The sequence below is a fragment of the Alicyclobacillus sendaiensis NBRC 100866 genome, assembly GCF_001552675.1.
Lineage (GTDB): Bacteria > Bacillota > Bacilli > Alicyclobacillales > Alicyclobacillaceae > Alicyclobacillus > Alicyclobacillus sendaiensis.
The window spans coordinates 1-22,493 of the sequence record NZ_BCRQ01000047.1; the positions used below are offsets into that span (position 1 = coordinate 1).

The 22,493-nt window shown below is 64.2% G+C and carries 26 protein-coding genes and 1 riboswitch; of the genes, 14 read left to right on the plus strand and 12 right to left on the minus strand.

Features of this window, described 5'->3' with window-relative positions; all coding sequences use genetic code 11:
* Positions 1-266: 266 nt before the first annotated feature.
* Positions 267-1,745: a PAS domain-containing sensor histidine kinase gene (locus AS26_RS09845; RefSeq protein ID WP_062309012.1), complete on the plus strand. Its 1,479-nt coding sequence runs from the start codon at positions 267-269 to the stop codon at positions 1,743-1,745.
* A 3-nt stretch (positions 1,746-1,748) separates the two neighbouring features.
* Here AS26_RS09845 and AS26_RS09850 read toward each other — a convergent pair whose 3' ends face one another.
* The 5 genes from AS26_RS09850 to AS26_RS09865 all read right to left on the minus strand — a co-directional run bounded on the left by AS26_RS09850 (position 1,749) and on the right by AS26_RS09865 (position 6,269).
* The gene (locus tag AS26_RS09850) at positions 1,749-2,174 is read right to left on the minus strand and encodes a DUF1284 domain-containing protein (RefSeq protein ID WP_062309014.1); all 426 of its coding nucleotides are present in this window, start codon (positions 2,172-2,174) and stop codon (positions 1,749-1,751) included.
* Between the two features lie 81 nt (positions 2,175-2,255).
* Positions 2,256-3,431: a GerAB/ArcD/ProY family transporter gene (locus AS26_RS09855; RefSeq protein ID WP_062309016.1), complete on the minus strand. Its 1,176-nt coding sequence runs from the start codon at positions 3,429-3,431 to the stop codon at positions 2,256-2,258.
* 21 nt (positions 3,432-3,452) lie between these two features.
* Positions 3,453-3,878: a Ger(x)C family spore germination C-terminal domain-containing protein gene (locus AS26_RS14705; RefSeq protein ID WP_245629711.1), complete on the minus strand. Its 426-nt coding sequence runs from the start codon at positions 3,876-3,878 to the stop codon at positions 3,453-3,455.
* Positions 3,823-4,605 carry a Ger(x)C family spore germination protein gene (locus AS26_RS09860; protein WP_245629712.1) on the minus strand — a complete coding sequence of 261 codons (783 nt, stop codon included), beginning with the start codon at positions 4,603-4,605 and terminating at the stop codon, positions 3,823-3,825. The genes AS26_RS14705 and AS26_RS09860 overlap by 56 nt, the downstream gene beginning before the upstream one ends.
* On the minus strand, positions 4,602-6,269 hold the full coding sequence (locus AS26_RS09865; protein WP_062309018.1) for a spore germination protein: 1,668 nt from the start codon (positions 6,267-6,269) through the stop codon (positions 4,602-4,604). Before AS26_RS09865 ends, AS26_RS09860 begins: the two co-directional genes overlap by 4 nt.
* A 117-nt stretch (positions 6,270-6,386) precedes the next feature.
* Here AS26_RS09865 and AS26_RS09870 point away from each other — a divergent pair, with 117 nt between their 5' ends.
* From AS26_RS09870 to cysP, 4 genes are all read left to right on the plus strand, one after another.
* Positions 6,387-6,605, plus strand: a complete 219-nt coding sequence (locus AS26_RS09870) for a heavy-metal-associated domain-containing protein (protein ID WP_062309020.1) — start codon at positions 6,387-6,389, stop codon at positions 6,603-6,605.
* A gap of 77 nt (positions 6,606-6,682) precedes the next feature.
* Positions 6,683-7,612, plus strand: coding sequence for an SGNH/GDSL hydrolase family protein (locus tag AS26_RS09875; RefSeq protein ID WP_062309022.1), 930 nt, complete (start codon positions 6,683-6,685; stop codon positions 7,610-7,612).
* 79 nt (positions 7,613-7,691) lie between these two features.
* Positions 7,692-8,090, plus strand: a complete 399-nt coding sequence (gene panD / locus AS26_RS09880) for an aspartate 1-decarboxylase (RefSeq protein ID WP_062309024.1) — start codon at positions 7,692-7,694, stop codon at positions 8,088-8,090.
* 126 nt (positions 8,091-8,216) lie between these two features.
* Positions 8,217-9,329, plus strand: coding sequence for a sulfate permease (cysP, locus tag AS26_RS09885; protein ID WP_062309026.1), 1,113 nt, complete (start codon positions 8,217-8,219; stop codon positions 9,327-9,329).
* Here the strand turns inward: cysP and AS26_RS09890 are convergent.
* Entirely contained in the window at positions 9,326-9,733 is a 408-nt protein-coding gene (locus tag AS26_RS09890; protein WP_062309028.1) for a hypothetical protein, read from the minus strand. The genes cysP and AS26_RS09890 overlap by 4 nt on opposite strands.
* Before the next feature lie 153 nt (positions 9,734-9,886).
* Here AS26_RS09890 and metA point away from each other — a divergent pair, with 153 nt between their 5' ends.
* The 3 genes from metA to lgt all read left to right on the plus strand — a co-directional run bounded on the left by metA (position 9,887) and on the right by lgt (position 12,174).
* The gene (metA, locus tag AS26_RS09895) at positions 9,887-10,822 is read left to right on the plus strand and encodes a homoserine O-acetyltransferase MetA (protein WP_062309030.1); all 936 of its coding nucleotides are present in this window, start codon (positions 9,887-9,889) and stop codon (positions 10,820-10,822) included.
* 134 nt (positions 10,823-10,956) lie between these two features.
* The gene (locus tag AS26_RS09900) at positions 10,957-11,265 is read left to right on the plus strand and encodes an aspartyl-phosphate phosphatase Spo0E family protein (protein WP_062309033.1); all 309 of its coding nucleotides are present in this window, start codon (positions 10,957-10,959) and stop codon (positions 11,263-11,265) included.
* An 87-nt stretch (positions 11,266-11,352) separates the two neighbouring features.
* Positions 11,353-12,174, plus strand: coding sequence for a prolipoprotein diacylglyceryl transferase (lgt, locus tag AS26_RS09905; protein WP_062309035.1), 822 nt, complete (start codon positions 11,353-11,355; stop codon positions 12,172-12,174).
* 57 nt (positions 12,175-12,231) lie between these two features.
* Here lgt and AS26_RS09910 read toward each other — a convergent pair whose 3' ends face one another.
* Positions 12,232-13,707, minus strand: a complete 1,476-nt coding sequence (locus AS26_RS09910) for a Ppx/GppA phosphatase family protein (protein ID WP_062309037.1) — start codon at positions 13,705-13,707, stop codon at positions 12,232-12,234.
* Between the two features lie 178 nt (positions 13,708-13,885).
* Here AS26_RS09910 and AS26_RS09915 point away from each other — a divergent pair, with 178 nt between their 5' ends.
* Positions 13,886-14,086 (plus strand): alpha/beta-type small acid-soluble spore protein, encoded by a 201-nt coding sequence (locus tag AS26_RS09915; protein ID WP_008337062.1) that lies wholly within the window; start codon positions 13,886-13,888, stop codon positions 14,084-14,086.
* A gap of 53 nt (positions 14,087-14,139) precedes the next feature.
* Here the strand turns inward: AS26_RS09915 and AS26_RS09920 are convergent, their stop codons facing one another.
* From AS26_RS09920 to AS26_RS09935, 4 genes are all read right to left on the minus strand, one after another.
* Positions 14,140-14,808, minus strand: coding sequence for a haloacid dehalogenase type II (locus tag AS26_RS09920; RefSeq protein ID WP_062309040.1), 669 nt, complete (start codon positions 14,806-14,808; stop codon positions 14,140-14,142).
* A gap of 16 nt (positions 14,809-14,824) precedes the next feature.
* A complete protein-coding gene (locus AS26_RS09925) occupies positions 14,825-15,589 on the minus strand; it encodes a 7-carboxy-7-deazaguanine synthase QueE (RefSeq protein ID WP_062309043.1) in 765 nt (254 codons plus the stop codon).
* Positions 15,586-16,053, minus strand: a complete 468-nt coding sequence (queD, locus tag AS26_RS09930) for a 6-carboxytetrahydropterin synthase QueD (RefSeq protein WP_062309045.1) — start codon at positions 16,051-16,053, stop codon at positions 15,586-15,588. The genes AS26_RS09925 and queD overlap by 4 nt, the downstream gene beginning before the upstream one ends.
* Before the next feature lie 124 nt (positions 16,054-16,177).
* A complete protein-coding gene (locus AS26_RS09935; protein ID WP_014464815.1) occupies positions 16,178-16,561 on the minus strand; it encodes a winged helix-turn-helix transcriptional regulator in 384 nt (127 codons plus the stop codon).
* A gap of 120 nt (positions 16,562-16,681) precedes the next feature.
* Between AS26_RS09935 and cobT the strand changes: the two genes are divergently transcribed.
* From cobT to AS26_RS09960, 5 genes are all read left to right on the plus strand, one after another.
* Positions 16,682-17,773, plus strand: coding sequence for a nicotinate-nucleotide--dimethylbenzimidazole phosphoribosyltransferase (gene cobT, locus AS26_RS09940; protein ID WP_245629713.1), 1,092 nt, complete (start codon positions 16,682-16,684; stop codon positions 17,771-17,773).
* A complete protein-coding gene (locus AS26_RS09945; protein WP_062309049.1) occupies positions 17,770-18,345 on the plus strand; it encodes a cob(I)yrinic acid a,c-diamide adenosyltransferase in 576 nt (191 codons plus the stop codon). Before cobT ends, AS26_RS09945 begins: the two co-directional genes overlap by 4 nt.
* A gap of 341 nt (positions 18,346-18,686) precedes the next feature.
* Positions 18,687-18,888: riboswitch (cobalamin riboswitch) on the plus strand.
* Positions 18,889-18,985: 97 nt separating this feature from the next.
* On the plus strand, positions 18,986-19,969 hold the full coding sequence (locus tag AS26_RS09950) for an ABC transporter substrate-binding protein (RefSeq protein WP_062309052.1): 984 nt from the start codon (positions 18,986-18,988) through the stop codon (positions 19,967-19,969).
* Positions 19,966-20,982, plus strand: coding sequence for a FecCD family ABC transporter permease (locus tag AS26_RS09955; protein WP_062309054.1), 1,017 nt, complete (start codon positions 19,966-19,968; stop codon positions 20,980-20,982). Before AS26_RS09950 ends, AS26_RS09955 begins: the two co-directional genes overlap by 4 nt.
* Positions 20,979-21,752, plus strand: a complete 774-nt coding sequence (locus AS26_RS09960) for an ABC transporter ATP-binding protein (protein ID WP_062309057.1) — start codon at positions 20,979-20,981, stop codon at positions 21,750-21,752. The genes AS26_RS09955 and AS26_RS09960 overlap by 4 nt, the downstream gene beginning before the upstream one ends.
* Here the strand turns inward: AS26_RS09960 and AS26_RS09965 are convergent.
* Positions 21,721-22,493 (minus strand): TIGR00266 family protein (locus AS26_RS09965; RefSeq protein WP_245629714.1); only part of this gene is annotated, 773 nt, incomplete at its 5' end. The genes AS26_RS09960 and AS26_RS09965 overlap by 32 nt on opposite strands.

Consider the following 22,493-nt stretch of genomic DNA (forward strand, 5'->3'; position numbering starts at 1 on the left):
GACACGGACTTTGCCCCTACGAAAACTTGACACGGACGTGGAAATTGTTGAGGATTGTCTTGAGGAAGCGGATTCGTTATGATACGCGTAGATGCGCCCACGTGAGGCGGCTCGATGGGCGAGAGGATTGACAACCGATTGGCGTAGATAGCGGAAGACGCCGCTGCGGTCGGCAAGAGCATGTAAAGCGGCGGATGGGTGTGGCCGACGGGCAAAGCCCGTTCGGCTTTTTTTCGCACTCAGGCAGCGGAGCTAAGGTGGATTCGATGGAAGACAGCCAGTTTCCCTCTCTAGACGCGCGCTTGCGGGCGATGGGCGAAGCGCTCGACGGCGCCTTTCGCGAGGGCCCCGATTGGGTCTCGTACCACGCTTTGAACGCGGAGTGTCTGTATGTGACGCCATCCGTGCGCCCGTGGATGAACGATGAACACCTCGTGGGGCGGTCGTTTGCAAGCTGGCCCATGCGCGAGGAAGACCGACCCCGCTGGGCCGGTGTCTGGCTTCAGGTGTTGACCGGGCGCGCGGCCGCGAGGCTCCTGTGGGGGCACGGCGCGCTCGGCGCCGTGCGATGGGTGGACAGCGTGTTGTTGCCGGACGAGTATCGCGGCGAGCTCGTCGGCGTCATGGTGTGGCATCGCGACGTGACGGATCGCCAGGAACGCGAATGGGCACTCGAGGCGTCGATTGAGCGGCTTCAGGTAGCGTACGGGTTGGTGAAAACGGGCTACTGGGAGCTGGATGTCACCACGCGGCGGCTCACTTGGTCGCAAGAGGTGTACGACATCTGGGGAGTGAATCCTGAACATTTCGCCTCCACGTACGACGCGTTTTTGGAGACCGTCCTTCCGGAAGATCGGCCGCTCGTGGAGCAGGCCGTCGCGTGCGCCCTGCACACCCACACGTACGAGCTGGAGTACCGCATCCTCACGGGGCGCGGGCAAATTCGCTCTGTGCGATCCGTCGGCCGCTACCACGCGCGCGATGGGGGGCGCGGGGTGTTGTTCGGCGCAGTGAGGGACGTGACGGCGCAGAAGGAATCCGAGCTCGCGCTCGCGGCGTCGCGGGAGCTCTTGGCGAGATCCGATAAGCTCGCCGCGGTGGGCCAGCTCGCGGCCGGCATTGCGCACGAAATCCGCAATCCACTCACGGCGCTGCGCGGCTTCATCGACCTCATGTACCAGCGGGCGAGATCGCACAATCGTCGCTACCTCGAGATCATGCGCGGCGAGGTGTCGCGGATGGAGGCCATCGTGTCGGAGCTTTTGCGGTTGGCCCGGCCGGATCGCCCCCAGTTTCAGCAACTCGATCTGGTGGACCTGGTGCAAGAGGTGGTGGCCTTTATGAACGCGCAGGCGCTTCTGCACGGCGTGGACATTCAATACGCGTCTCGCGCCGCGTCCGTGACGGTGGCGGGCGATTCGAATCAGCTCAAGCAGGTGCTGATCAACCTGATGCGAAACGGCATCGAAGCCATGCCTCGAGGAGGCGTCCTGCGCGTGTCGCTGTGGGAGGATGGCGGCCGGGCTTGCGTGCAAATTGCGGATCAGGGCAGCGGCATGCGTCCAGAGGTGCTCGCGCGCATCGGCGAGCCGTTTTATACGACGAAGGAGCAAGGCACGGGGCTTGGCGTCATGGTCTCCAAGCGAATCGTGGCCGATCACGGCGGCGAGCTCCTGATGGAGAGCGAGGAGGGGCGAGGGACGACCGTCACCATCCTTCTCCCTGCCGCGCAAAGCCCCGCGTAGCGATTAGGGCGGCGGAGGGGCGGGCGGGAGCGGTAGGCGCCTGCGCACCAAGTCCACGCCTTCCTCGCACACGCCGAGCGAGCGCCACGAGCACGTGTGACACAAGGACCGGATGTCCTCCGGGCGGACGCGATCCCGCACGCGGCGCTCAATCTCGCGCCACGGCAGGCACTGCCCCGCGCGGAGCCCGAGGCGCGCGAGCACTTTGGCGTCTCGGCGATGGACGGACGCGCTCTGACAGTGGTACGGCTGATTGTCAGGAAAGTGATGGCAGAGATCGTCCGGTCCGGCCACGATGCACACGCGCGTCTGCGGTTTCGTGCGCAGGGTTTCGTAGACCTCCGTCATGTTGCGGACGTACGCTTCGGAGTAGCCCATGCCGCGATAGCCGAGCAGGCAAAGCAAGTGGTGGCCGCGCAAACGAATCACGTGGACGCCTCCCGTCTGCGGTGCGTAGGTCTGGCTCTTGCGTCTATTTCAGCAGACGCGGGCGCAGATGACAATGGCCGCTCACGGGGATCTTCGCGCGCGCCTGCGCGCGGCGCGGCGCTGGCGCCCCTTCGGTTGAATCTCCTCGCGCGTGTCGGTGCGGATGCCGCGAAGGCTGGCGATGAGGTAGGTGCAGAGGGGGATGACGACCACCACCACCCAGCTCGCCGGCGCGAGGATGGCCGTGACGATGTCCCGGGCCTGTGTTGTCATCGCGATGATCTGGCTGATGGCGAAGATACTTGGGGCCACGAAGAACGTGAAAGGCCGGAACTTGTGATCGGAGACGCCCACGATGCGCGCGACGGTGGAGGAGAGCGCCCAGATGTGGTTGCCGAGAAACAGTGTCGTGTAGGCGACCGACAGGATGATGATGACGATGCCGAGGCGCTCGACGAGAAACCCCCGCAGGCGGATGAGCTGAATGACCATCTGAACCGGGTAGGCGAGCCGCTCCGTCGGCGTGAATCCGAGATTGACGACGATGGCAAAGAACACGAGTATCACCACGACGCCCCCAATGGCTGTGGCGATGACCGGATACCATTCGCTCTTGCCGCGGCGGTGCCGGTAGTACGGACTCGAGACGAGAATCAGATCCATACCGAGGTACAGGGGGAGCAGGTGGTAGACGCCCGAGGCCGTCTGCGACAGGCTGGTGAAGGAAATGGGGATGAGCGGCTGATCGGCGTTTGCCAGAATGGCGCCGAAGGAGGCCAGGATGCCCGCGAACGTCAGCGGGTGCACGATGGCCGACGCTCGCCCCATGGCCTCGACGCCACACCAAGCCCCGCGCCACGCGACGACGATCATCGCGAGGGCGAGCCACATGCGCATGGTCAGCGGAAAGAAGTACTTCATGAGCGAAATCGCGAAGTACAGGCTGACCCCCAGAAACAGCAGGTACACGGGCACGTAGAGCGCCGTGATGGCCTTGCCCATCCACTTTCCCCACACCAAGCACGCGAAGTCGGGACCGGGCATGTTGGGAAACCTGTCGTTGAGCCGCCCGTGCACCCAGCTGATGAAGACGCCAATGAGTACGGTGCACAGAAGCGACCATTGGGCGTCCAGCCGGGCGTAGTGAACGGCGATGGTCGGATAAATCCAGAACATCACCGGCAGGAAGCTCGACGAGAAGAGCGCAATGGCCTGGAACGCCGACAGGTTATACAGACGCTCGTTCTGCGCGTTCACCTTCGCTCGCCTCCTGCTTGATCAGAGAAGATTGCCCTCGCGCGAGATGCGGCATTTCACGGTCACGCGGATGCGCGCGCGACCGAACGCTTCTCCCCAGTGATCTCGAATCTCGTAGATCCGCTCGGGGTGATGAATCAGGTAACGGTACCCAAAGCCGAGCGTGTCGGCTTGGACGGATTGCATCGCCCGGAGGACCCGCGCACAGTTGGCCTGCAGGTAGCGCTCCACCACGTCCTCGTATCGCTCCGCCTCCCGGTTCGTGAGCGGGCGCTGCGCCATGGTCTCCGTGGCGTTCAGTTTGGCGCGGACGTGAATGTCGTCGAACAACACCATGCCCTGCGGCGTCGGGACTTCGCGCTGGTGGGCGCGCGATTGTACGATGCGGACGTCAAACGAGCGGTTGCCGTCCGGGATGGAGATGGAGATGGCGCGGACCTGACCCATGAGAAAGTTGTAAAAACACCGTGTCGTCGGGCGAGAGCCATCCGACCGGTTGGTAGCCGAGGTACAGCTCCGTGCCTTCGATGCGAATGCTGTTGTCCGTCGCCTCCACGAGGGGGACGTGCGGCTCGCGGCCAATGAGCTCTGCGTCTCTCCAGAACTGCCACAGTTTTTCTGGCGCGGAGTAGCCGCGCTCCGGCATGCCGTTATACCACATCGCTTCGATGGCGGTCGCCGGAGGGGAGTCGGTCCTCGCCTCCAGGACGGAGCGCGCCGAATCGCGCGTCGCCACGACGTACGCGAGCTTGTCGATGGTCTCATCCCGCATGAGCTGCTCGGTGACGCGCGTGAGGTCCCGTTCGCTCAATCCCGTCTGAAACACGACGGTCTCCAGGTTGCCGAGGAAAAACGTCTTGTCGTACATCGTCTGCGCGCGCGAGATGGCGGATTGCACCGAGGTTGCCTCGACGCAAAAGTTTTTGTACGGGACGGACTCGCCGCCCTGGCGCCCGCTGGTGCCGAGGCTCGAGCTCTGCTGCGTCGCCAGCTCCAGATCGGGAACCTGAAGCGTGAAGGCCAACAAGTCGGGCTTGCCCGGCACGGGATCCACGCCGATGCCAATGATTTGCGAGCGATCGTTGATCTTCTGGTAATCGCCGCATCCGCTCGCGAGCACGAGGAGCATCGCTGCCTGAGCGGCGACGAGCCAGCGCGTGCGCCGGATCGTCATAGCTCTAATCTCTTCCTTTTCCGCCATTTCTCCTTCTGGCGCCGCATATCGGCTTGTGGGCGGTTGCCCCCAGGTTCCCACTTCTCGAGCTGCGGGTTTGGCATCGGGACCATGAGGTCCGTGTCGCCCGTGGTGTCCACGGGGTGCAGGTGTTCAGGCCTGCGATCCAGCACGGTGATGGGCAACCGCACGAGTCCGTCGACGAAGGTGTCCTTGACGTGCTCGCCCCCCAGTGGATCCACGTAGGGGATGCCAAAGGAGTAGAGGTTGCAGATCTCAAATAAGGCCCAAATGGTGGCAAGGACCACGCCGTAAAAACCGAGCAGCGTGGCCGCGACGATCATCACCCATCCGCCAAGCCGCGTCATGACGGTGAACTCGTAACTCGGCGTCACGAACACGGCCACGGCGGACAGCGCCACGACGATGAGGAGCACATTCGAGACGATGCCCGCCTGGACGATGGCTTCACTCACAACGAGACCGCCGACGATGCTGATGGCCTGGCCCATTTGCCTCGGCATGCGCAGCGTCGCCTCGCGGAGAATCTCGACGACGAGCTGTAAAATGATGACTTCCATCACAGCTGGAAACGGTACGCCTTGCCGCGATTGGGCGATTTGCAGCGCCATCGTCTTCGGGAGAAGGTCCGGGCTGTAGTCGACAAACGCGATGTACAGCGCCGGAAGCCAGACGGCGAGGACAAACGCCACCACGCGCAGAAGCCGCATGAAGGTGGCTTCCCACCAGGTGTGCATGTAGTCCTCGACGGTCTGGAAGAAGTCCTGGAACGTCGCCGGCGCGAGAAGCACCGTCGGGTCGCCGTCGACGACAATGGCGACCTTGCCCTGGTTCAGCTCCGTGCACGCCCCATCCACGCGCGATGTCACGCGCACGAGGCTGAACAAAGACCACGGATGATCGACAATGCGCTGCTCCACTGCCGCCGATCCGTTGATGATGTCGGTGTGGATGGCCTCGAGGCGCTTGGAGACCGTCTCCACGAGAATCGGATTCGCGATGTCGCGGACATACACCATGGCCACGACGCGGTGCGACCGCACCCCGATGGACCATCGCTTGATGATCAGCGTGTCCGTGGACATGTATTGGCGGATCATGCCCAGGTTGATGTCGATGTTCTCCACGAAGGCGACTTGCGAGCCTCGGGTCGACGTCTCGAGTATGGGCTGGTCGGGCGCTCGGTGTTCCACAGTTTTCGCGCTGATGACAATCGCCGGCGGGTGGCCGTCGAGGAGCATGACCAGCTTGCCGGCTGCAATCGCCTGTTTCAACTCGAACGTGCTCGCCATGAACATGGCTTCCGATCCCGTCAGCACGCGCTCCACGAGGTACTGCGGCAGCGGGCGCGGCGGGCGGCGGGGGAAGCGGTGGCGGTGAATCGCCCGCAGCGCGTCCTCGACCGCGCGTTTGTCGCAGATGCTGGTGTAAAAGAGGAGTGCGCCCGTCACCTTGCCGATTTCGAAAATCCGCACCACGAAGTCGTCGCTTTGTCCGACGGTGCTTCGAAAGTACTTGAGCGCGTCCTCCAGATGGCCAGTGTAGGTCGGCATATCCTGCTGGTTCGGAATCCGCGGGCGGTACCGCCCGCGGACGGGATTTGTGAATCCCGTCCGCTCCGTGAATGACTTGAACCAGTGCATGAGCTTCCCTCCCCTGGCTTCTGAGCTTATTGTCTTCCATAGTCAACCTCATCATGCAGGCATAACGCGCCCAAGCTCGCTTCATGCTATGGCCAAAGACGGGAGGAGGAAGAACGCATGACCCTGTCCACGCTCACGCTTCGCGACGCCACGTGTCCGCTGTGTGCGAACAAGGTGTCTGTCGCGCTCCACGCCGTGGAAGGCGTCCGCCACTTCGACGTGGATCTCGCCGATCAAATTGCGGTCGTGACTTTCGACGACGACGTGGTGGACCGGGACCACATCTGCCGGATCATCGGCCGGGCACATTGCGTCGATCACGGCCCCGTGAGCTGACGTTTTGAACGTATTTCAACGAACGTGTGGTATCACGGAGGAGACGCGAAAGACGATGCAGAGAGGGTGAGGCCGACGTGAGGCGAAGGCACGTCGTCCGTCTCACCGCGCGGGGCGCGCACACCTGGGGCCGGCGGCTCGGATGGATCGCTTCGGGCGCGGTGTTGGCGGTGGGCGGATGGTGCGTGGGGTGGCTCCAGAGCCGGGACACGAGCGTACTCGCGGCCGACGGCACGGCCTCCCTGTCGGCTCGGTTGACCACGGAAAAGGTGATGGTCGTCGGGGGATCCATGGCGCACGGTTGGAAGGATCCCCACGACGACAGCTATCTACGCCGCGCCTTCGCCGCGCTGACGGCCTCGACGGACACCACGTACGTGTATGACGATCGGACGGTGGTCGGCGGATCGCCCGTGACGCTTGACCGAGATGGCAAGTACCAGGCATGGCTGGAGGAAGATAAGCCGCAGGTCGTGATCCTTTCGTGGGGGCTGCTCAACGACATCTACGACAAAACGCCGTTGGAGGCGTTTCGGCAGGCCATCGAGGACGAGATCGAACAGGCGCTGGCGCAACACGCGGTGGTGCTCGTAGTGACTTCGCCGGTGACCAAGGCGACGGCGACGTACAATCACGCCGAGGACGAGGCGTACATGCAGGTGGAGAGCGACGTGGTGGCCTCGTTGGACAACCCGAACGTGTACTATCTCGACTTGAACCGCGACATGACGCTGTATATGGAAGCGCATCATCAAAGCTGGAAGATGTACTATGGGGACGCATGGCATCCGGATGAGGCCGGGCATGCTCTGGCCGGACGGCTGCTCTTCGACGAATTCGTGTCCACGTTTGGCATGGGCTCCATCACTTGGCGGGCGACGGGATCACCCAACCCGGGGAATGCGACGGGGAATGCGACGGGGAATGCGACGGGGAATGCGACGGGGAATGCGACGGGGAATGCGACGGAGCAGGGCGGCACAGACGCTTCTCAGCCCGCCGGTTGACGGGCCGCGCGGGGCGTCCGGCATTCGGATGTGCCCTACTCGCGTATGCTGAAGCGATCCTGTGCGAGGAGGGTATCCCGTGCTGCGGCAAATGTGCAAAGGCAAGCTCCATCGCGTTCGTGTCACACAGGCGGATCTCCATTACGTAGGCAGCATCACGCTCGATCCCGTCCTCATGCGGGCCGCGCACATCCGCCCGTACGAGATGGTGCAGATCACCAACCTGGAAAACGGCGTCCTGTGGGCGACGTACGCTATCCCCGGACAGGAAGGATCCGGCACCGTCTGTCTCAACGGGCCGCCGGCGCGCCACTTTCAGCCGGGCGATCGCGTCATTGTCCTGTCGCTGGCGTGGGTGGACGAGGCGGAATGGGAGACCTTCAAGGCGTCCGTCGTCCTGGTGGACGACGACAACCGCATTACGTCCATCGTGACGGCTCAGCCTGCGGAGGATTGGCAGGACCACCTCGGCGGGTGAGCCGCTGAGGTGGCCGAGGTCCATTGCATAAGAAAAACTTTTCTGATACACTAATTCCGACTTAATAATGTACTTTACTCTGTTTTAAGCACCGCCGAGCGTCGAGCGTAGAAAGAGGGATGCGGGATGGTCTTAGCGGCTTGGCTGGTCGCCATGTTTTTCGCAGCCAACATCGGCGCGAGCGGTACGGCGGCCTCCATGGGGGCGGCCTACGGCGCGGGCGCAATCCGCCGAAAGTGGTTGGCGCTCTTCCTGGTCTCCGTGTTCGCGTTTCTTGGGGCGACCTTGGGAGGCGGCAGGGTGGTCTCCACCATCTCCAACGGCATTGTTCCGTCGCGGCTCGTGACGGTGGAAATCACGCTTATTGTCCTCGCCGCCGCCTGCGCGACGCTGTTTATCTCGAACGTCGTCGGCGTGCCGCTGTCCACGAGTGAGGTGACGGTCGGAGCCGTGGTGGGCGCGGGACTCGCGGTCGGGCACGTGCACGCGGGACGTCTCGCGTTCATCATCTCCATGTGGCTCGTGGTCCCGTTTTTGTCCATGGTCCTTTCGTACCTCCTCGGTCTTGTCGCGCGCAGGCTCGACCCATGGATCAGCCGGCGGGGGCGCGCAGTGGCAGTGGGGCTTTACGCCGTGCTCGTCGCTTCTGGATGTTACGAGGCGTTTTCCGCCGGGATGCACAACGTCGCCAATGCGGTCGGCCCCCTCGTCGCGTCCCACGTGTTGACGGTTCACGCGGGCCTGTACTGGGGCGCGCTGTTTGTCGCCCTCGGCGCGTTCGCGCTCGGCGGCCGCGTACTTGAAACCAATGCCAAGCGGATCACCAATCTGTCTGTCCTGCAAGGCATTGTGGTCTCGGTCACGAGCGCGAGCCTCGTCCTCGCCGCCGCGCTCGGCGGTATCCCTGTGCCCCAGGTTCAGGCGACGACCCTCGCGATTTTCGGCGTGGGGCAATCGCACATCGGATTCGACGTATGGCGCCAAAAGGTGGTGCGGACCATTTTGAAGACGTGGCTGGTATCCCCGCTCGTCGCGATGCTCGCGAGCTATCTCGTGATTGAGGCGGTGGTCATGGGCTCGTATGTCCCGCTCGTCGTGTCGATAGGGTCCGTCGTCGTCACGCTTTTGTATTGGAGCATGCGGCCGCAGCCGGCGCCTCGAGTGACCCGCGCGCAAAGGCCGGCGTGGATGGCCGAGGCGCTTCGGAAAGGCCAGGCGGATGGCCACGACATCGTCTAAGAGGCGGCCGCCGAACGCAAACCGCCCACAAAGGCCATTCCGCTCGATACCGCGATGGGCGAGAGCAGCAGCCACGCGATGTGCGCCGGCATGTTGCCAATCAGAAAGATGCCCATGGAGATGCCCATAAACACCTCCATCATGAGCTCCGACATCTCGAGGAGTGAGCGCGGGCGCAGCGCGACGACGCCCGCCAGGCAGCCCATCGCGGCAGCCGCACATCCCCCCATGGTCTTGCTCCGGCATGCCATTTCGACGGCGAGTTGCACCGCGAAGGTCAGCCGCATCAGATGAGCAGGTGAGAAGACCCATCCCGCGAGCGGACCGCGTTCGAGTCGACGAGCGCTTTGGATCACCGCGAAGCCCTCCATCCAGAGGATGCACATCACCGCGCCGAACATCATCGGACATCCCCCCTGGGTCATGACTAGGTTATGAGCGCGCTTTGCGCTTGAGACCGGTCCTCAACCCCTCGCTTTGCTGGCGTCAAGGCCTGTGCTACACTGATTGCGTTGCGCTCAAGGCGAGCGCCAAGACGCAGAAAGGTGGGGGTCAGCATGCCCGTCAAAGTGCCGGACGATCTGCCTGCAAAAGAAATTCTCGCCGCCGAGCAGATCTTTGTCATGGGCTACGAGCGGGCGTTCACGCAGGACATCCGCCCTCTGAAAATCTTGATCCTCAACCTCATGCCGAAGAAAGAGGTCACCGAGACGCAGCTTTTGCGCCTGCTGGGAAATTCGCCTCTGCAGGTGGAGGTGACGCTGCTTCGCATGCGCTCCCATGTCGCGAAAAACACGTCGGCTGAACACCTGGAGATGTTCTATCAGACGTTTGACGAGGTGTCCGAGCAGGCGTTTGATGGCATGATCATCACGGGCGCTCCCGTGGAGCACCTTCCCTTTGAAGAGGTCACCTACTGGGACGAGTTGTGCGAGATCCTGGACTGGACGCGGTCGGCCGTGACGTCCACCATGCACATCTGTTGGGCGGCACAGGCGGGCCTGTACAGGCACTACGGCATTCCAAAACGGCTGCTTCCGCAGAAGTGTTTTGGGGTCTTCGAGCACACGGTGGATTTGCGCTGCGATTTGACACGCGGCTTCGATGATCGCTTCCTCGTGCCGCATTCCCGGCACACCGACGTGGCCATCGAAGACGTCGCGCGCGTGCCTGAACTGCAGATCTTGTCGACCTCGGCCGAGGCCGGCCTCTACCTCGCCGCCACGCCGGACGCGAGCCAAATTTTCGTGACCGGTCACCCCGAATACGACGCGACGACCCTCGCGGAGGAGTACGAACGGGACGTCCAGCGCGGCCTGGAGACCCAATTGCCCAAGAACTATTTTCCGGGTGACGATCCCGCCCGGACGCCAATCAATCGCTGGCGCGCCCACGCCAACCTGCTGTTTGCGAACTGGTTGAACTACTGCGTGTATCAGGTGACGCCCTACGATCTCAGCGGCCGCGTGCGCAAACGACAGGCTCAGGTGTGACGGGATCGACGGATTCCTCCATGGATCGACAAAATCGCCACGGTTTTGCCCATATTGGCGTGCGATGGCGCCCGACAATCGTCGTATAATGGTGGACGTTGGTGTTTGGCTGTCGTTTGGGGTAGGGGGATAGTATGTCAGAAAAAGGACAGACGACGGACTTCATTGAACATCTGCGGAAGAAGATGATCGAACGCGCGGAGGGGCGCGGCCTGCAGGACAGCGAGGTCATTCGCATCAGCCAGTTGCTGGATGTCCACCTCGTCGCCTTGATGCGCCTTCGCGTCGAGGGGGCAGCGCACGCCAATTCTCCATCGGCGGAGCAGGGCCACTTGCCGCCCGCGTCGGGCGAAGGGCGCAGGTGGGACGTGTCGCGCGTTCGCTTACACCGCCGACGGTTTCAGGTCATCGGGCGGGCGCTTGACACCACCGGCTGGTCGTAAGGCGCCGTTGACGCGCTGCCCGTGAACCGGTAGGCTGTCTACAGGGTCCATTGGACAGATGTTCGTGGCAAAGGATGTGCAGCGGCTGTGCACTCGTACTGGTTCTTCATCGGCTCCTTCCCGGTTCGCTCGTACAGCACGATTTTTGCGCTTGCATTTCTGCTCGGCCTCGGGGTGACGCTTTATCTCGCGAAAATCCGAGGAAATCCTGGAGACGCGGACCACTGGTGGGGGCTCGCGCCCTGGCTTCTCGTGGGCGGCATTGTGGGTGCGCGGTTTTGGCAAGTGTTCTTTTTCGATTGGGGCTACTACTCGCAACACCCCGGACAGATTGTCCAGGTGTGGAACGGCGGCTTGTCTATTCAGGGCGGAATCGCGGGCGCACTGGCCGCGGCCATCTGGTATTTGCGCAGGCATCGCTTGAGTTTCCTGCATTTCGCGGATATCGCGACGCCGGGCATCCTCCTGGGACAGAGCATTGGGCGGGACGCCGACTTCATGAACGGCAGTGCGTTTGGCGCGCCGACGCACAAAGGATTCGGCGAGGTGTATCCTCCCGACACGCTCGCTTACGAAACCTACGGAAGCCAACCGCTGTGGCCCGCAGTGACGTGGGAGGGCATGGTGGACGTCGCCCTGTTCGCGCTGCTGTTCGTGATCTTGCAGCGCAAAAAGGGCTGGCCGCTTGGCTTTCCGTTTGGCTATTATCTCGTGGCGTACAACGTGTGCCGATTCTTTTTGGAGATGCTGCGCGGAGACTCGCCGCGCGGCGTTTTCGGGTGGGATGCCGCGCAGTGGACGGCGCTGGTTTCCGTGGCCGCAGGGCTCGCGCTTCTCATCTGGGTGTTTCTGAAGGAGAAGCGAAAGACCCCGCTCGGCGTTCACGACCGGGCGGGCGAGGGCGAGTGACAAAGGGCGGAGCGCCTGGCTTCAGGTGCTCCGCCCTTGTGCTGCGCTGCCACGCGCTCAGCGAGCGGACGTGAGCGCCGCGGAGTTCGGCTCGCGAAAGACGCACGTGATCTGAAGCGCTTTGCGGATGTCTTCCGCCACCTTCGCGTCCGCCGTGTCCTCCGCGATGTCCCGAAGCTTGCGGCGAGCTTCCACCTGGATCTCGCCGCCCTTGCCCTTGGAGATCTCGTGCGGTTCGACGCCGAGCTCGAGCGCCAGCCACCTGGACAGGCGGAGCAACAGGGACAACTTCTTGGCGCGAGGCTCCCGGTGAGCGAAGCGGACCACCTGAGCCACGAGTTGCCACTCGGCGGGCCGGAGTCCATACAGATCCGAGTGGAGCACCAGGTAGGCGGCGTGATCGCGCCACCGTTCGGGGTGAACGAACGCCCCCGCGGCTTCGACTTGCGCGGCCGTCCACAGCACCAGCCGGTCGCTCGCGTCCAGGTTCAGCCGCGCGGACAACGCCGCGCAAAGCCGCATGGCCATGTCAGCGACCGCGCCTGCTGCGGCGCGATCGATCCGAAAGTGGCGCTGGAAATTTCGGACGCTGAACTCCAGCACCGAGGGCACCACCGGATGGGCGGCGCCGAGCAATCGTTCAAACAACAGCCCTTCGCGAATGCCACAGCGGCTGACGAAGAGCGAAGGGGGCTTCAGGGTGCGCACGAACGTGGCGAGCACGGCGAGCCCCGTCGTGATGATCTCCGCCCTGTGCTTCGCGATGCCCTTCATCTTGCGCCGCTTGTTCACGCTCATCTGCTGAAGTTGCTTGAGTTTCACCTCGACGTACGAGGCGGGTAGCTCAAAACCGTGCAGCCGCGGCGTCTTTCGATGCGTCTCGGCAAGAAACAGCTTCGCCAGGGCGCGGGCCGTTCCCCCGAGCCCGATGAGTGGAAGAAGTTCGCCCTCTTGCACCCAGGGGTGCACCGCGAGCGCCTCGGCCGCCTGGTCGCTCGCCATTTTCACGCACGACTGTTCTCCGTATTGGCCGAACATCTCGCGGAGGTTCAGCGCACCGTAAGGCAAGCTCGCTGCGCGGATGAGCGCGCGGTCCCGCATGAGCGCGATCTCGCTCGACGCGCCGCCGATGTCAAAGATGACGGCGTCATGAATCGGCATGGTGTTGACCACGCCGAGAAATCCATACCGCGCTTCCTCTTCGCCCGTGAGAACGCGAAAGCCAAGGCCAGTCTCCTCTTCGATCCTTCGGCGAACGTCCTCGCCGTTCTCGGCCTGGCGAAGCGCCGCCGTCGCCACCGGTATCCATTCGCCGACTTCGTGAAGCGCCCCTTGCCGCACGAACTGGCGCAGGCAGGCGATGGCGCGTTCCACGCTCGCGTCCGTCAGGCGGCGATTTCCCATCATGCCTTCGGCGAGGCGGACGTTCTGTTTCACTTCATACACGGGGCGATACGATTCCCCGTCGATCTCGAAAATCGACATTCGGCACGAGTTCGATCCGAGATCGACGATGGCTACGCGATTCGACATCGATCCTTCTCACATCCACCGCTTTGCGATTTGACTTCATTTCCATCCAATGTACAGCCTCTTCGGGGCAATCGCAACGCCAGCCGAGTCAACAATTGGCGCGCCGCCTGGAGCATACGGTCGAATGGCCCGGTCACACTACAGGTGTCATCACCACCACACAAGGAGGGAATGGACGATGGCAAACAATTCGGGTAGCAATCGCACACTCGTTCCGCAGGCTTCGAAGGCGCTGGATCAGATGAAGTACGAGATCGCGACGGAGTTCGGGGTCAACCTGGGCCCGGACACCACGTCCCGCCAGAACGGCTCGGTGGGTGGCGAGATCACGAAGCGCCTCGTGGCGTACGCAGAGCAGAGCCTCGCGGGCCGCGCGTAAAGGCGCGCGAAACGAGAACGAGCTGCCAGCGGACAACCCGTTGGCAGCTCGCTTCATGAGGTCCAGATGGAGGACACGAGATGGGGGAGTTCGGCCATCGACGGGATCACGGCGTCCGGCGCGCGCCCATACGGCAGCGGGCGAGTGTCGGTCCGGTCGAGGAGACAGGCGCGAAACCCGAAGTGCTCCGCAGCGGCTGCGTCCCAATCGTTGCTCGACACGAACAACACGTCCCGCTTCTCCGCTTTGAGGACCTGCAGCGCATGCTGGTAAGCGCGGCGAGCGGGTTTGTAGGTTCGAACGGGATCCACGCTCACGACGTGATCGAACGCAAACAGGAGGCCGTGGCGGGAAAGGGCGGCTTGGAGCGCGCGCAGCGTGCCATTGGACAGAATGGCGAGCCGCGTTCCACGAAGCCGCGTGAGGCTGTCCGCGACGTCGGGGAAAAGCGGCAGGTCATCCTGCGCGCGGGCAACGCGGAGGGCAGCTTCGGGTTCGAGGCGCCCTGTAAGGACGTGCGCCACCGCGTCGCGCGTGACGCGGTCGAAGTCGCGGTAGGTCTCGGTGAGTGCCGCGTGCCAAGCGAGCTGGAGCTGCACCCGGCGAATGTCCGCCGCGAGCCGCGCGGCCTCGTCGGCTTCAATGCCTTCTTGCACGAGCGCCTGGGCCATGCCGCCATGCCAGTCGAACAGCGTGCCGTATGCGTCAAAGAGAATGAGCACGAATAGGCCTCCTTCTTCACACTCCGCGCGCGTTGGGATCCCAAATGACCTTGTGCAGTTGCAGGTTGAGCTTCACGTCGCGCAGGCGGTGTTTCAGGATGAGCGCCACGAGATCCCGGGGAGGCATGGTCTCCCACACCGGGCTCATCAGGACGGTGGCGCGCGTGGGGTGAGTCGCCATGACCTCCAGCGCTCGCGCAAAGTCGCGCTCGTCGGCAATCACAAATTTCACCTCGTCCCGCTCGGACAAGGCCGTCAGGTGCTCGCCAACCATGTGGCGCTCTTCTCCGCTCGCGGGCAGCTTGTAGTCGACGATGAATCGCACGACTTCGCGCAGTCGGGCCGAGGCGTCTCGAAACCGGACAAACGGCCGGACGTCGATCGCGCCGTTCGTCTCGATATGCACGTCCCGAACGGACGGAATGTCCGCAATGGCCTCAATCAGCAACTGCGACTTGTGCCGGTGGATGAGGGGCTCGCCTCCGGTGAGACACACGCTCGGCCAGCCGAACCCCTGGACTTGTTCGGCAATCTCCCGGATGGTGGCGTGAAAGGCCGGGCGCTCCGGGGCGTAGCTGTACGGCGTGTCGCACCACGTGCAGCGCAGGTTGCAGTGGAACACCCGCACAAAGGTAGTCGGGAAACCCGCCCGCGTGCCCTCGCCCTCCACGGTCTCGAAGATCTCGACCATGGGCAGCGAGATCTGGCCGGGATCGCCGCGCTTCGCCTCTTCGTACGCATCTTGCCAGGGCGCGTGGGAACAAGCCGTGCTCCGACTCATGACATCCACGCCCGTTCGAGCGACGCGCTGCTCGTCGGCGTCTCGTACAGCACGAGCCGCTCCAGCCGCACGCCGCGATCACCCGCGTACGCCTCCAGCGTGCGCTCCAGCTCTTCCCACATCCAGACAATCATGTTCTCCGCCGTCGTGTTCATCGGCGGAAGGACCTCGTTGAGATACTGGTGATCCAGTCGGCGCTTGATCACGTCTTCAAACAGCCGCTTGAGATCGCCGAAGTCCACGACCATGCCGATCTCGTTCACGTGCCCGCTCACGGTCATCACAACCTTGTAGGTGTGGCCGTGAAGATTGGCGCACTTCCCGTCGTAGGCGTGAAGGTGGTGCGCCGCGTCAAAGGTGAACTCCTTCGTCACGGCCACCCGGCGATCGTGATATTTCAGCTGAGACCGGTCGATGTCGGAGCCGAGCACCTGCAGGCGGCTCGGGATTTTATACGCGCTCACGCGTCTCACTCCTCGCAGAACTCCTGCCATCTTTGCTGACGCGAGGTTTTGCTCACACGACAGAGGCTGCCCCATGGGCGGATGCCCTGGCGACAGCCTGTGCGAAAACCTCGTCTTGTATGCTCTACAGTGCGCGATCTCGCGATGAACACTTGTACCGGCGCTGATATTCATCGCAGTCGGAGTCGGTGACCCATTCGTCGCCCCACTTCTGGACAGCTTCCATGACCGGGCGAAGCGCCTCACCCTTCGGCGTCAACTCGTACACAATCCGCACGGGCGTCTCCGCGTACACCCGCCGAACGACCAGACCGGCTCGCTCCAGCTCCTTGAACCGCTCGGCCAACATGCGGTCGCTCATGTTGGGAATCATATCCGAGATATCTTTAAAGCGCTTGGGCCCCTCGAGCAAGACGCGAATGATGAGGCCGGTCCAGCGCTTGCCGAGCAACGCAAACGCCCATTCGAATCGGGGGCAAATCTGCTCATGGTTGCCCATGACCATCATCTCCCTTATCTATTCTACCACAACTCTGACGAAACTCACATGCCATCTGTCGATTTCGCGCGTTGCCGTTGCGCATCTTGGGCCATTCTGATACATCGGAGGAAGACAGGAAGCGGAGGAGTGGAGAGCTTGGCGGAAACCAAACTTCATCTGCCATCGCCGCGCCGCGCCGATCCGGCTTGGCGCGCGAAGCTTCAGGCGCGTCTCGATGCGCTCGCGAAACCCGTCGGCAGTCTCGGCTCCCTCGAACCCGTGCTCTGCGACATCGCGGCCATCCAGGGCACGGCGCATCCGCGCATTCGCCGACCGTTCTTCTTGCTCTTCGCGGGCGATCACGGCGTCGCCAAGGACCGCCCCATCTCGCGCTACGGCCAACACGTGACGGAGGAGATGGTGAACCACATCGCATCTGGCCAAAGTGTGTCGACCGTGCTGGCGAGATCGTTCGACGTCCCTTGGCGGGTGTACGACGTCGGCATGGTGTCCACGCCTCGCCATCCGGACGTCCGCCGGAGGAAGGTGGCCGCCGGCACGCGCGACTTTACGCGCGGGCCCGCCATGACCCTCGAGGAGTGCGCCGAGGCCATTCGAATCGGCATGGAGGCCGTGCGCGACGTGCGTGCGGACGGGGCCGACCTCGTCATCCTGGGGGAGATGGGCATCGGCAATACGACCGCGGCCAGCGCGCTCTCGGCGTGGCTTCTCGGCGTCGACGTCGATCTCGTCGTCGGGACGGGCACAGGCATTCACGAGCAGGCCCTCGCCGAGAAGCGCCTCGTGGTGCGCACTGCGCTCAGCGTCTGGCGTGAGCGCGAACCTGCGTTTCCATCGGGAGACGCGCGCTGGCTGGCAGGGCTCGCGCACCTCGGCGGCCTTGAACTCGCAGCCATTTGTGGCGCCATTCTCGAGGCTGCCGCTCTCGGCCTGCCTGTCCTCCTGGACGGGGTGCTTGTCGGCGCCTGTGCCCTCTGGGCGGAATGCGCGCGGCCTGGCGTCCGCGATGTTCTGATTGCAGGCCACCTGTCGCCCGAGCCCGCGCACGCGCTCTTGCTCGGCGAGCTCCGCAAGCGCCCGCTGCTCGATCTCGGCCTGCGCGTGGGCGAGGGATCGGGCGCGCTCATGGCCTGGCCCATCTTGCGAGCTGGGCTCGATGTGCTCGAAGGAACTGCCATGTTTTCGGAACGAGCAAGGTTAGGGAGGGATGCGGAATGAGGTTGTACACGCGCGGGGGCGATCGCGGCACCACCGCGCTCATCGGAGGCGAGCGCAGGTACAAAGGCGACCAGCGCATCGAAGCGTACGGGGCCGTGGACGAAGCGTGCGCCGCGCTCGGGTTCGCCACGAGTCTGATGCAGGACGAGCGGCTCTCGGACATGCGCCAGCTCACCCTCTGGCTTCAGCAGCGCTTGTGGGACGTGGGCGCGGACCTGGCGGCGCCGCCTTCCGCGCAGGACTACGTGCCGAAGGTCGTCGCGTCGTGGGTCGACGAGATCGAGCCGCTGATCGACAAATATCAGGAAGAGGGCCCGCCGCTCACGCAGTTTGTCCTGCGGCAGGGAAGCCCCGCGGGGGCGGCGCTCCACTTGGCGTGCACCGTCGTTCGGCGCGCAGAGCGCGAAGCGTGGCGTCTCGCCGCCGAAGAACCGGTGCCCGAGGCCGCGCTGCGCTTTCTGAACCGCCTGTCCGATTTGTTGTTTGTGATGGCCCGCGCGGCAAACGCGCGGGCTGGCGTGGACGAAATTTCGTACGAGCACAGCCCGGTCGTCTTTCGCGATGGCAAGTGAGCGCCGGTCGGTTTGAGGTGCGGATTTCGCCCGACACCCGTAAGCCAGTTCTGCCCGAAGCGGCGGTGCCTGGCGTCAGTGCGCGAGGCTGTTCGGCCCGGCCTGAGAAGTAGGTGGTGGGAACCAGCGTGCCATTTGCGCCGGACGCGAGTTCGAGGAACACCTCGGGCGGATCGATCTTGGCGCTCACCGCTCACCATGATAGGTGGGCCGGGAAGCTTCGGGATGTTCACCTGCACGGGGCTGGCGTGCTTTATCCATTTTGTCGATGAGACGTCTGTCAACCGCGTGGTGTGACACGCCAGCCGTTTGACAAGCCATCCGTCCCCATCTACGATGGAAATCGATCCACGTCGCTGGGTGCTTCGCGCGGCAACGCGGCGAAGAGAATAGGGAAGCCGGTGAAACTCCGGCGCGGTCCCGCCACTGTGAACAGGAGAGCAGGCTCTGCAAAGCCAAGCCGCGACGCCACTGCCGCTTGGGTGGGAAGGCGCGCGGTGACGTCCTGTGAGCCAGGAGACCTGCCCAGCGACATGCGGACGCCCTTCGAGGAAAGGCGCGTGCACGCGCGCGGGATGCGCACGCCATCCCGCCGTTTCTTCGACAGGGACCGCTCTACACAAAGATAGGGGGTCCACACGTGTTGAAACGCTCGTTGTCCAAAGGAGCCGCATTTGCCTTGGTGGCAGCGCTCACGGCGGAGGTCGCGGGCTGCGGCACGCCAAACGCCACGCACAACAGCCTCACCTCGAACACCAGCGCGGCCTCTGCCGTCTCGTATCCCATGACCGTGAAGGATGACATGGGCAACACGGTCACCTTGAAACACCAACCGATGCACATCGTGTCCGGTTCGGAGGGCACCGACGAGATCCTCGTTTCCCTCGTGCCGAAATCCCGCATTGCGCTCGTGACGACGTTGGCGTCCAATCCCGAATACTCGAACGTGGTCGCCCAGGTCAAGGGGATTCGCGCCTGGAGCGGGGACGACCCGGAGCAGGCACTCGCCGTCCATCCGGATCTCGTCCTCGAGGCGGGCTATGTGAACCCGTCGGTGCGAACGCAGCTCCAACAAGCGGGCGTTCCCATGTACACGTTTAGCCTGAATGATTTCAACTCCATCTCGGACATCGAACGCAACATCTTGACTGTCGGCCGGCTCGTCGGCGAGCCCGCGAAGGCCAACGCCGTCGTCGCCAACATGAAGCAGGACATTGCGCAAATTGAAGGCGCAGTTCAGGGCCAACCGCATCCCACCGTCCTCGACTACGGCTCGTACGGATATGCGGCCGGGCGCGACACGACGGTCGACGACATCATCCGCGACGCGGGCGGCGTGAACGTCGCGCACGTGTTGAACGGGTGGCAGAAGATCACGGACGAGCAAATGGTGAAGTGGAACCCGGATGTGATCATCGACTCGTCGGATGACGCGGCGTTCCTGAAGAAACTCGCCGCCGATCCGGCGCTCCGGTCCGTCACGGCGGTGCGCGAGCACCACCTGTACGCCATCAACAGCGCCGACCTTTCCTCGGCGTCGCAGTATGTCGTCCGGGCCGTGTACGACGTCGCGAAAGTCTTGCATCCCAGCGTGCACCTGAACGCGCCGAAGGTGCTTGCATGACGAGGCGCCGAGCCTGGGCCTTTGGAGCGCTCCTCTTTGCGCTTTTCGCCTCGGCCGCGCTCGAAATCGGCCTCGGGCCTGTTTCCATCCCCTTCTGGCAAATCCCTGGCGACACGTGGGCGTACTTCGCCGGTCACCGCGCCCTTGACGCGGTGGTGGTGGGCGCGATTCGCTGGCCGAGGCTCGCCGTGGCCGTGTTGGCGGGATCGGCGCTCGCGCTTTCGGGGACCGTGCTGCAGGCCATCCTACGCAACCCCATGGCGGATCCGGGCGTCATCGGCGTGTCAAGCGGCGGGGCGCTCGGGGCCGTGATCGCCGTTGCGACGGGGCTCTCCGCGCGGTCTGTAGCGGCCACGCCCCTGCTCGCCTTCGCCTCCGGGCTGGCCGTGGCCGCTGTCATCTACCGGCTTGCGACGAGTGCGCGCCGCACCGACGTCTACCGCCTGCTCTTGGCCGGCGTGGCGCTCAGTTCGCTGTGCAGCGCCGTGATCACGGCCATCCTCGATCTTTCGCCGCTCGAGGAGATGCAGCAGATGATGTTCTGGCTGTTCGGCGGTCTGGACGGATCCAACTGGACGGAGGCCGCGATGCTCGCCGGGGTCAACGCGGTCGCGCTGACCGCGTTTTTGCGCCTCTCCTTTGCGTACGACATTCTCACGACAGGCGAGGAGCACGCCGAAGCGGTGGGCGTGGACGTGGAGCGCATCAAGCGCGCCTCGCTCGCCGTCGCCGCGCTCATCGTGAGCGTGGCCGTGAGCACCACGGGGGTCATCTCGTTTGTGGGCCTCATCGTGCCGCATATCCTGCGCCGCCTCATCGGCGCGAACCACCGCCCGCTCCTCGCCGCGTCCGCGCTCGGGGGCGGGGTGCTCCTCACGTTGTCCGATCTCGTCGGCCGAACCGTCGTCCAACCCGCGGAGTTGAACGTCGGCATCGTGACCTCGTGCCTCGGCGTGCCCTTTTTTCTCTACCTCTTGTACCGGCAGCGGCGTGGAAGGGACATCGGCCTATGATGGACATTTTCCATCTTCACTATCACCACAGGTTGGAGGACATCTGCGCCGCGTTTGGGCCGGGGGAGATGGTGGGCTTGGTGGGCCCGAATGGTGCGGGCAAGAGCACGCTTCTGCGCGCGATGGCGGGCGTCCTTCGCCCGACGGGCGGCGTCGTCCAGGTGATGGGCGAGGCGATTCACGCGCGCGAACCCCGTTGGCGCGCTCGCCGCGTGGCCTATCTGCCGCAGTTCCTCCCGGACGACATCCCCTTTACGGTGCGCGAGTTCGTCGAGATGGGGCGATACAGCTACGCGCCGCAAGGGGTGCTGAGCCGAACGGACATGGCCGCGGTGGATGAGGCGCTTGCCGTGATGGGGCTCGTGGAGCACGAGGACGCGCCGCTCACCCATCTCTCCGGGGGAGAGCGGCAGCGGGCGGCCATTGCGCGTTGCCTGGCCCAGGGCGCGCCCATCTTGCTCCTGGACGAGCCCATCGCGAGCCTCGACATCCATTATCAGCTGGACATCCTGGCCAGGCTTCGCGCTCTCGCGGAGGATGGCCGCCTGGTCATCATCGCGCTGCACCACCTGGAACTCGCCCTCGCTTACTGCCAGCGCACCATCTGCCTGCACCGCGGCCGGTTGGTCGCCGACGGATCGCCCGGCGAGGTGTTCACGCCCGCCCTCCTGCGCGACGTCTTCCGCGTCGACGCGCGCCCCTTTCGAGATCCGCACTCGGGGGCCCTGCGCCTCAGCGTCAGCGCGGCGATCCCCCATACGCCTGAATGATGTGAACCAGGTTGTGCACCGTCACCGAGTGCAGCCACACGCGCCCGGGCCCCGTCAGTTCCACCAAGAACAGCCCGTCGCCCGAAAACAGCATGTTGGCGACACCCTGCATCAGCTGGACGCGGTAGTCGATCCCTTCCGTGAACGCCGCGATGTGGCCCGGGTGAACGAGGAGGCGCTCGCCCCGGGCGAGGTCGCGCTCGACGATCTCGCCGTCGATCGACAGAAACGCCATTCCTTCGCCCGCGAGGTGGGTCAGCGCGAGGCCGTTGCCGCCGAGAAACCGGCCGATGTTGAGCGTGACCTCCACGCCGTAGTCGACCGACGACTCGGCGCACAGGAAGCTGTGCCGCTCGGCGATCACGCGGCCGTACTGGTGGAGCGGAAGCGCGAGAATGTGGCCGGGCATGCGCGTGGTGAACTGCACCACCGCCTCGCCTCGCGCTGCGCGATAGTACGTCAGGAACACGCTGTTGCCGCTCAGCGCTCGCCGAAACATCCCGGCGAGGCCGCCCGGCGCCCGCGTCTCCATGTACGTGCCAGGCGACATCGCGAGCAGGCAGCCCGCCTCCGAAAAGACGCTTTCCCCTGGCTCCAGCCGCACCTCCAGCGTCTGCATGGTCGTGCCGTGAATGCGGTAGTCCATCCGCCCAATCCCCCATCCTCGCCCGATGCAAACGCGCGTCGCGCGATTCCGTTTGGGCAATCGTACCACAAGCGCGGCGCGGAGCGTGTCCGATC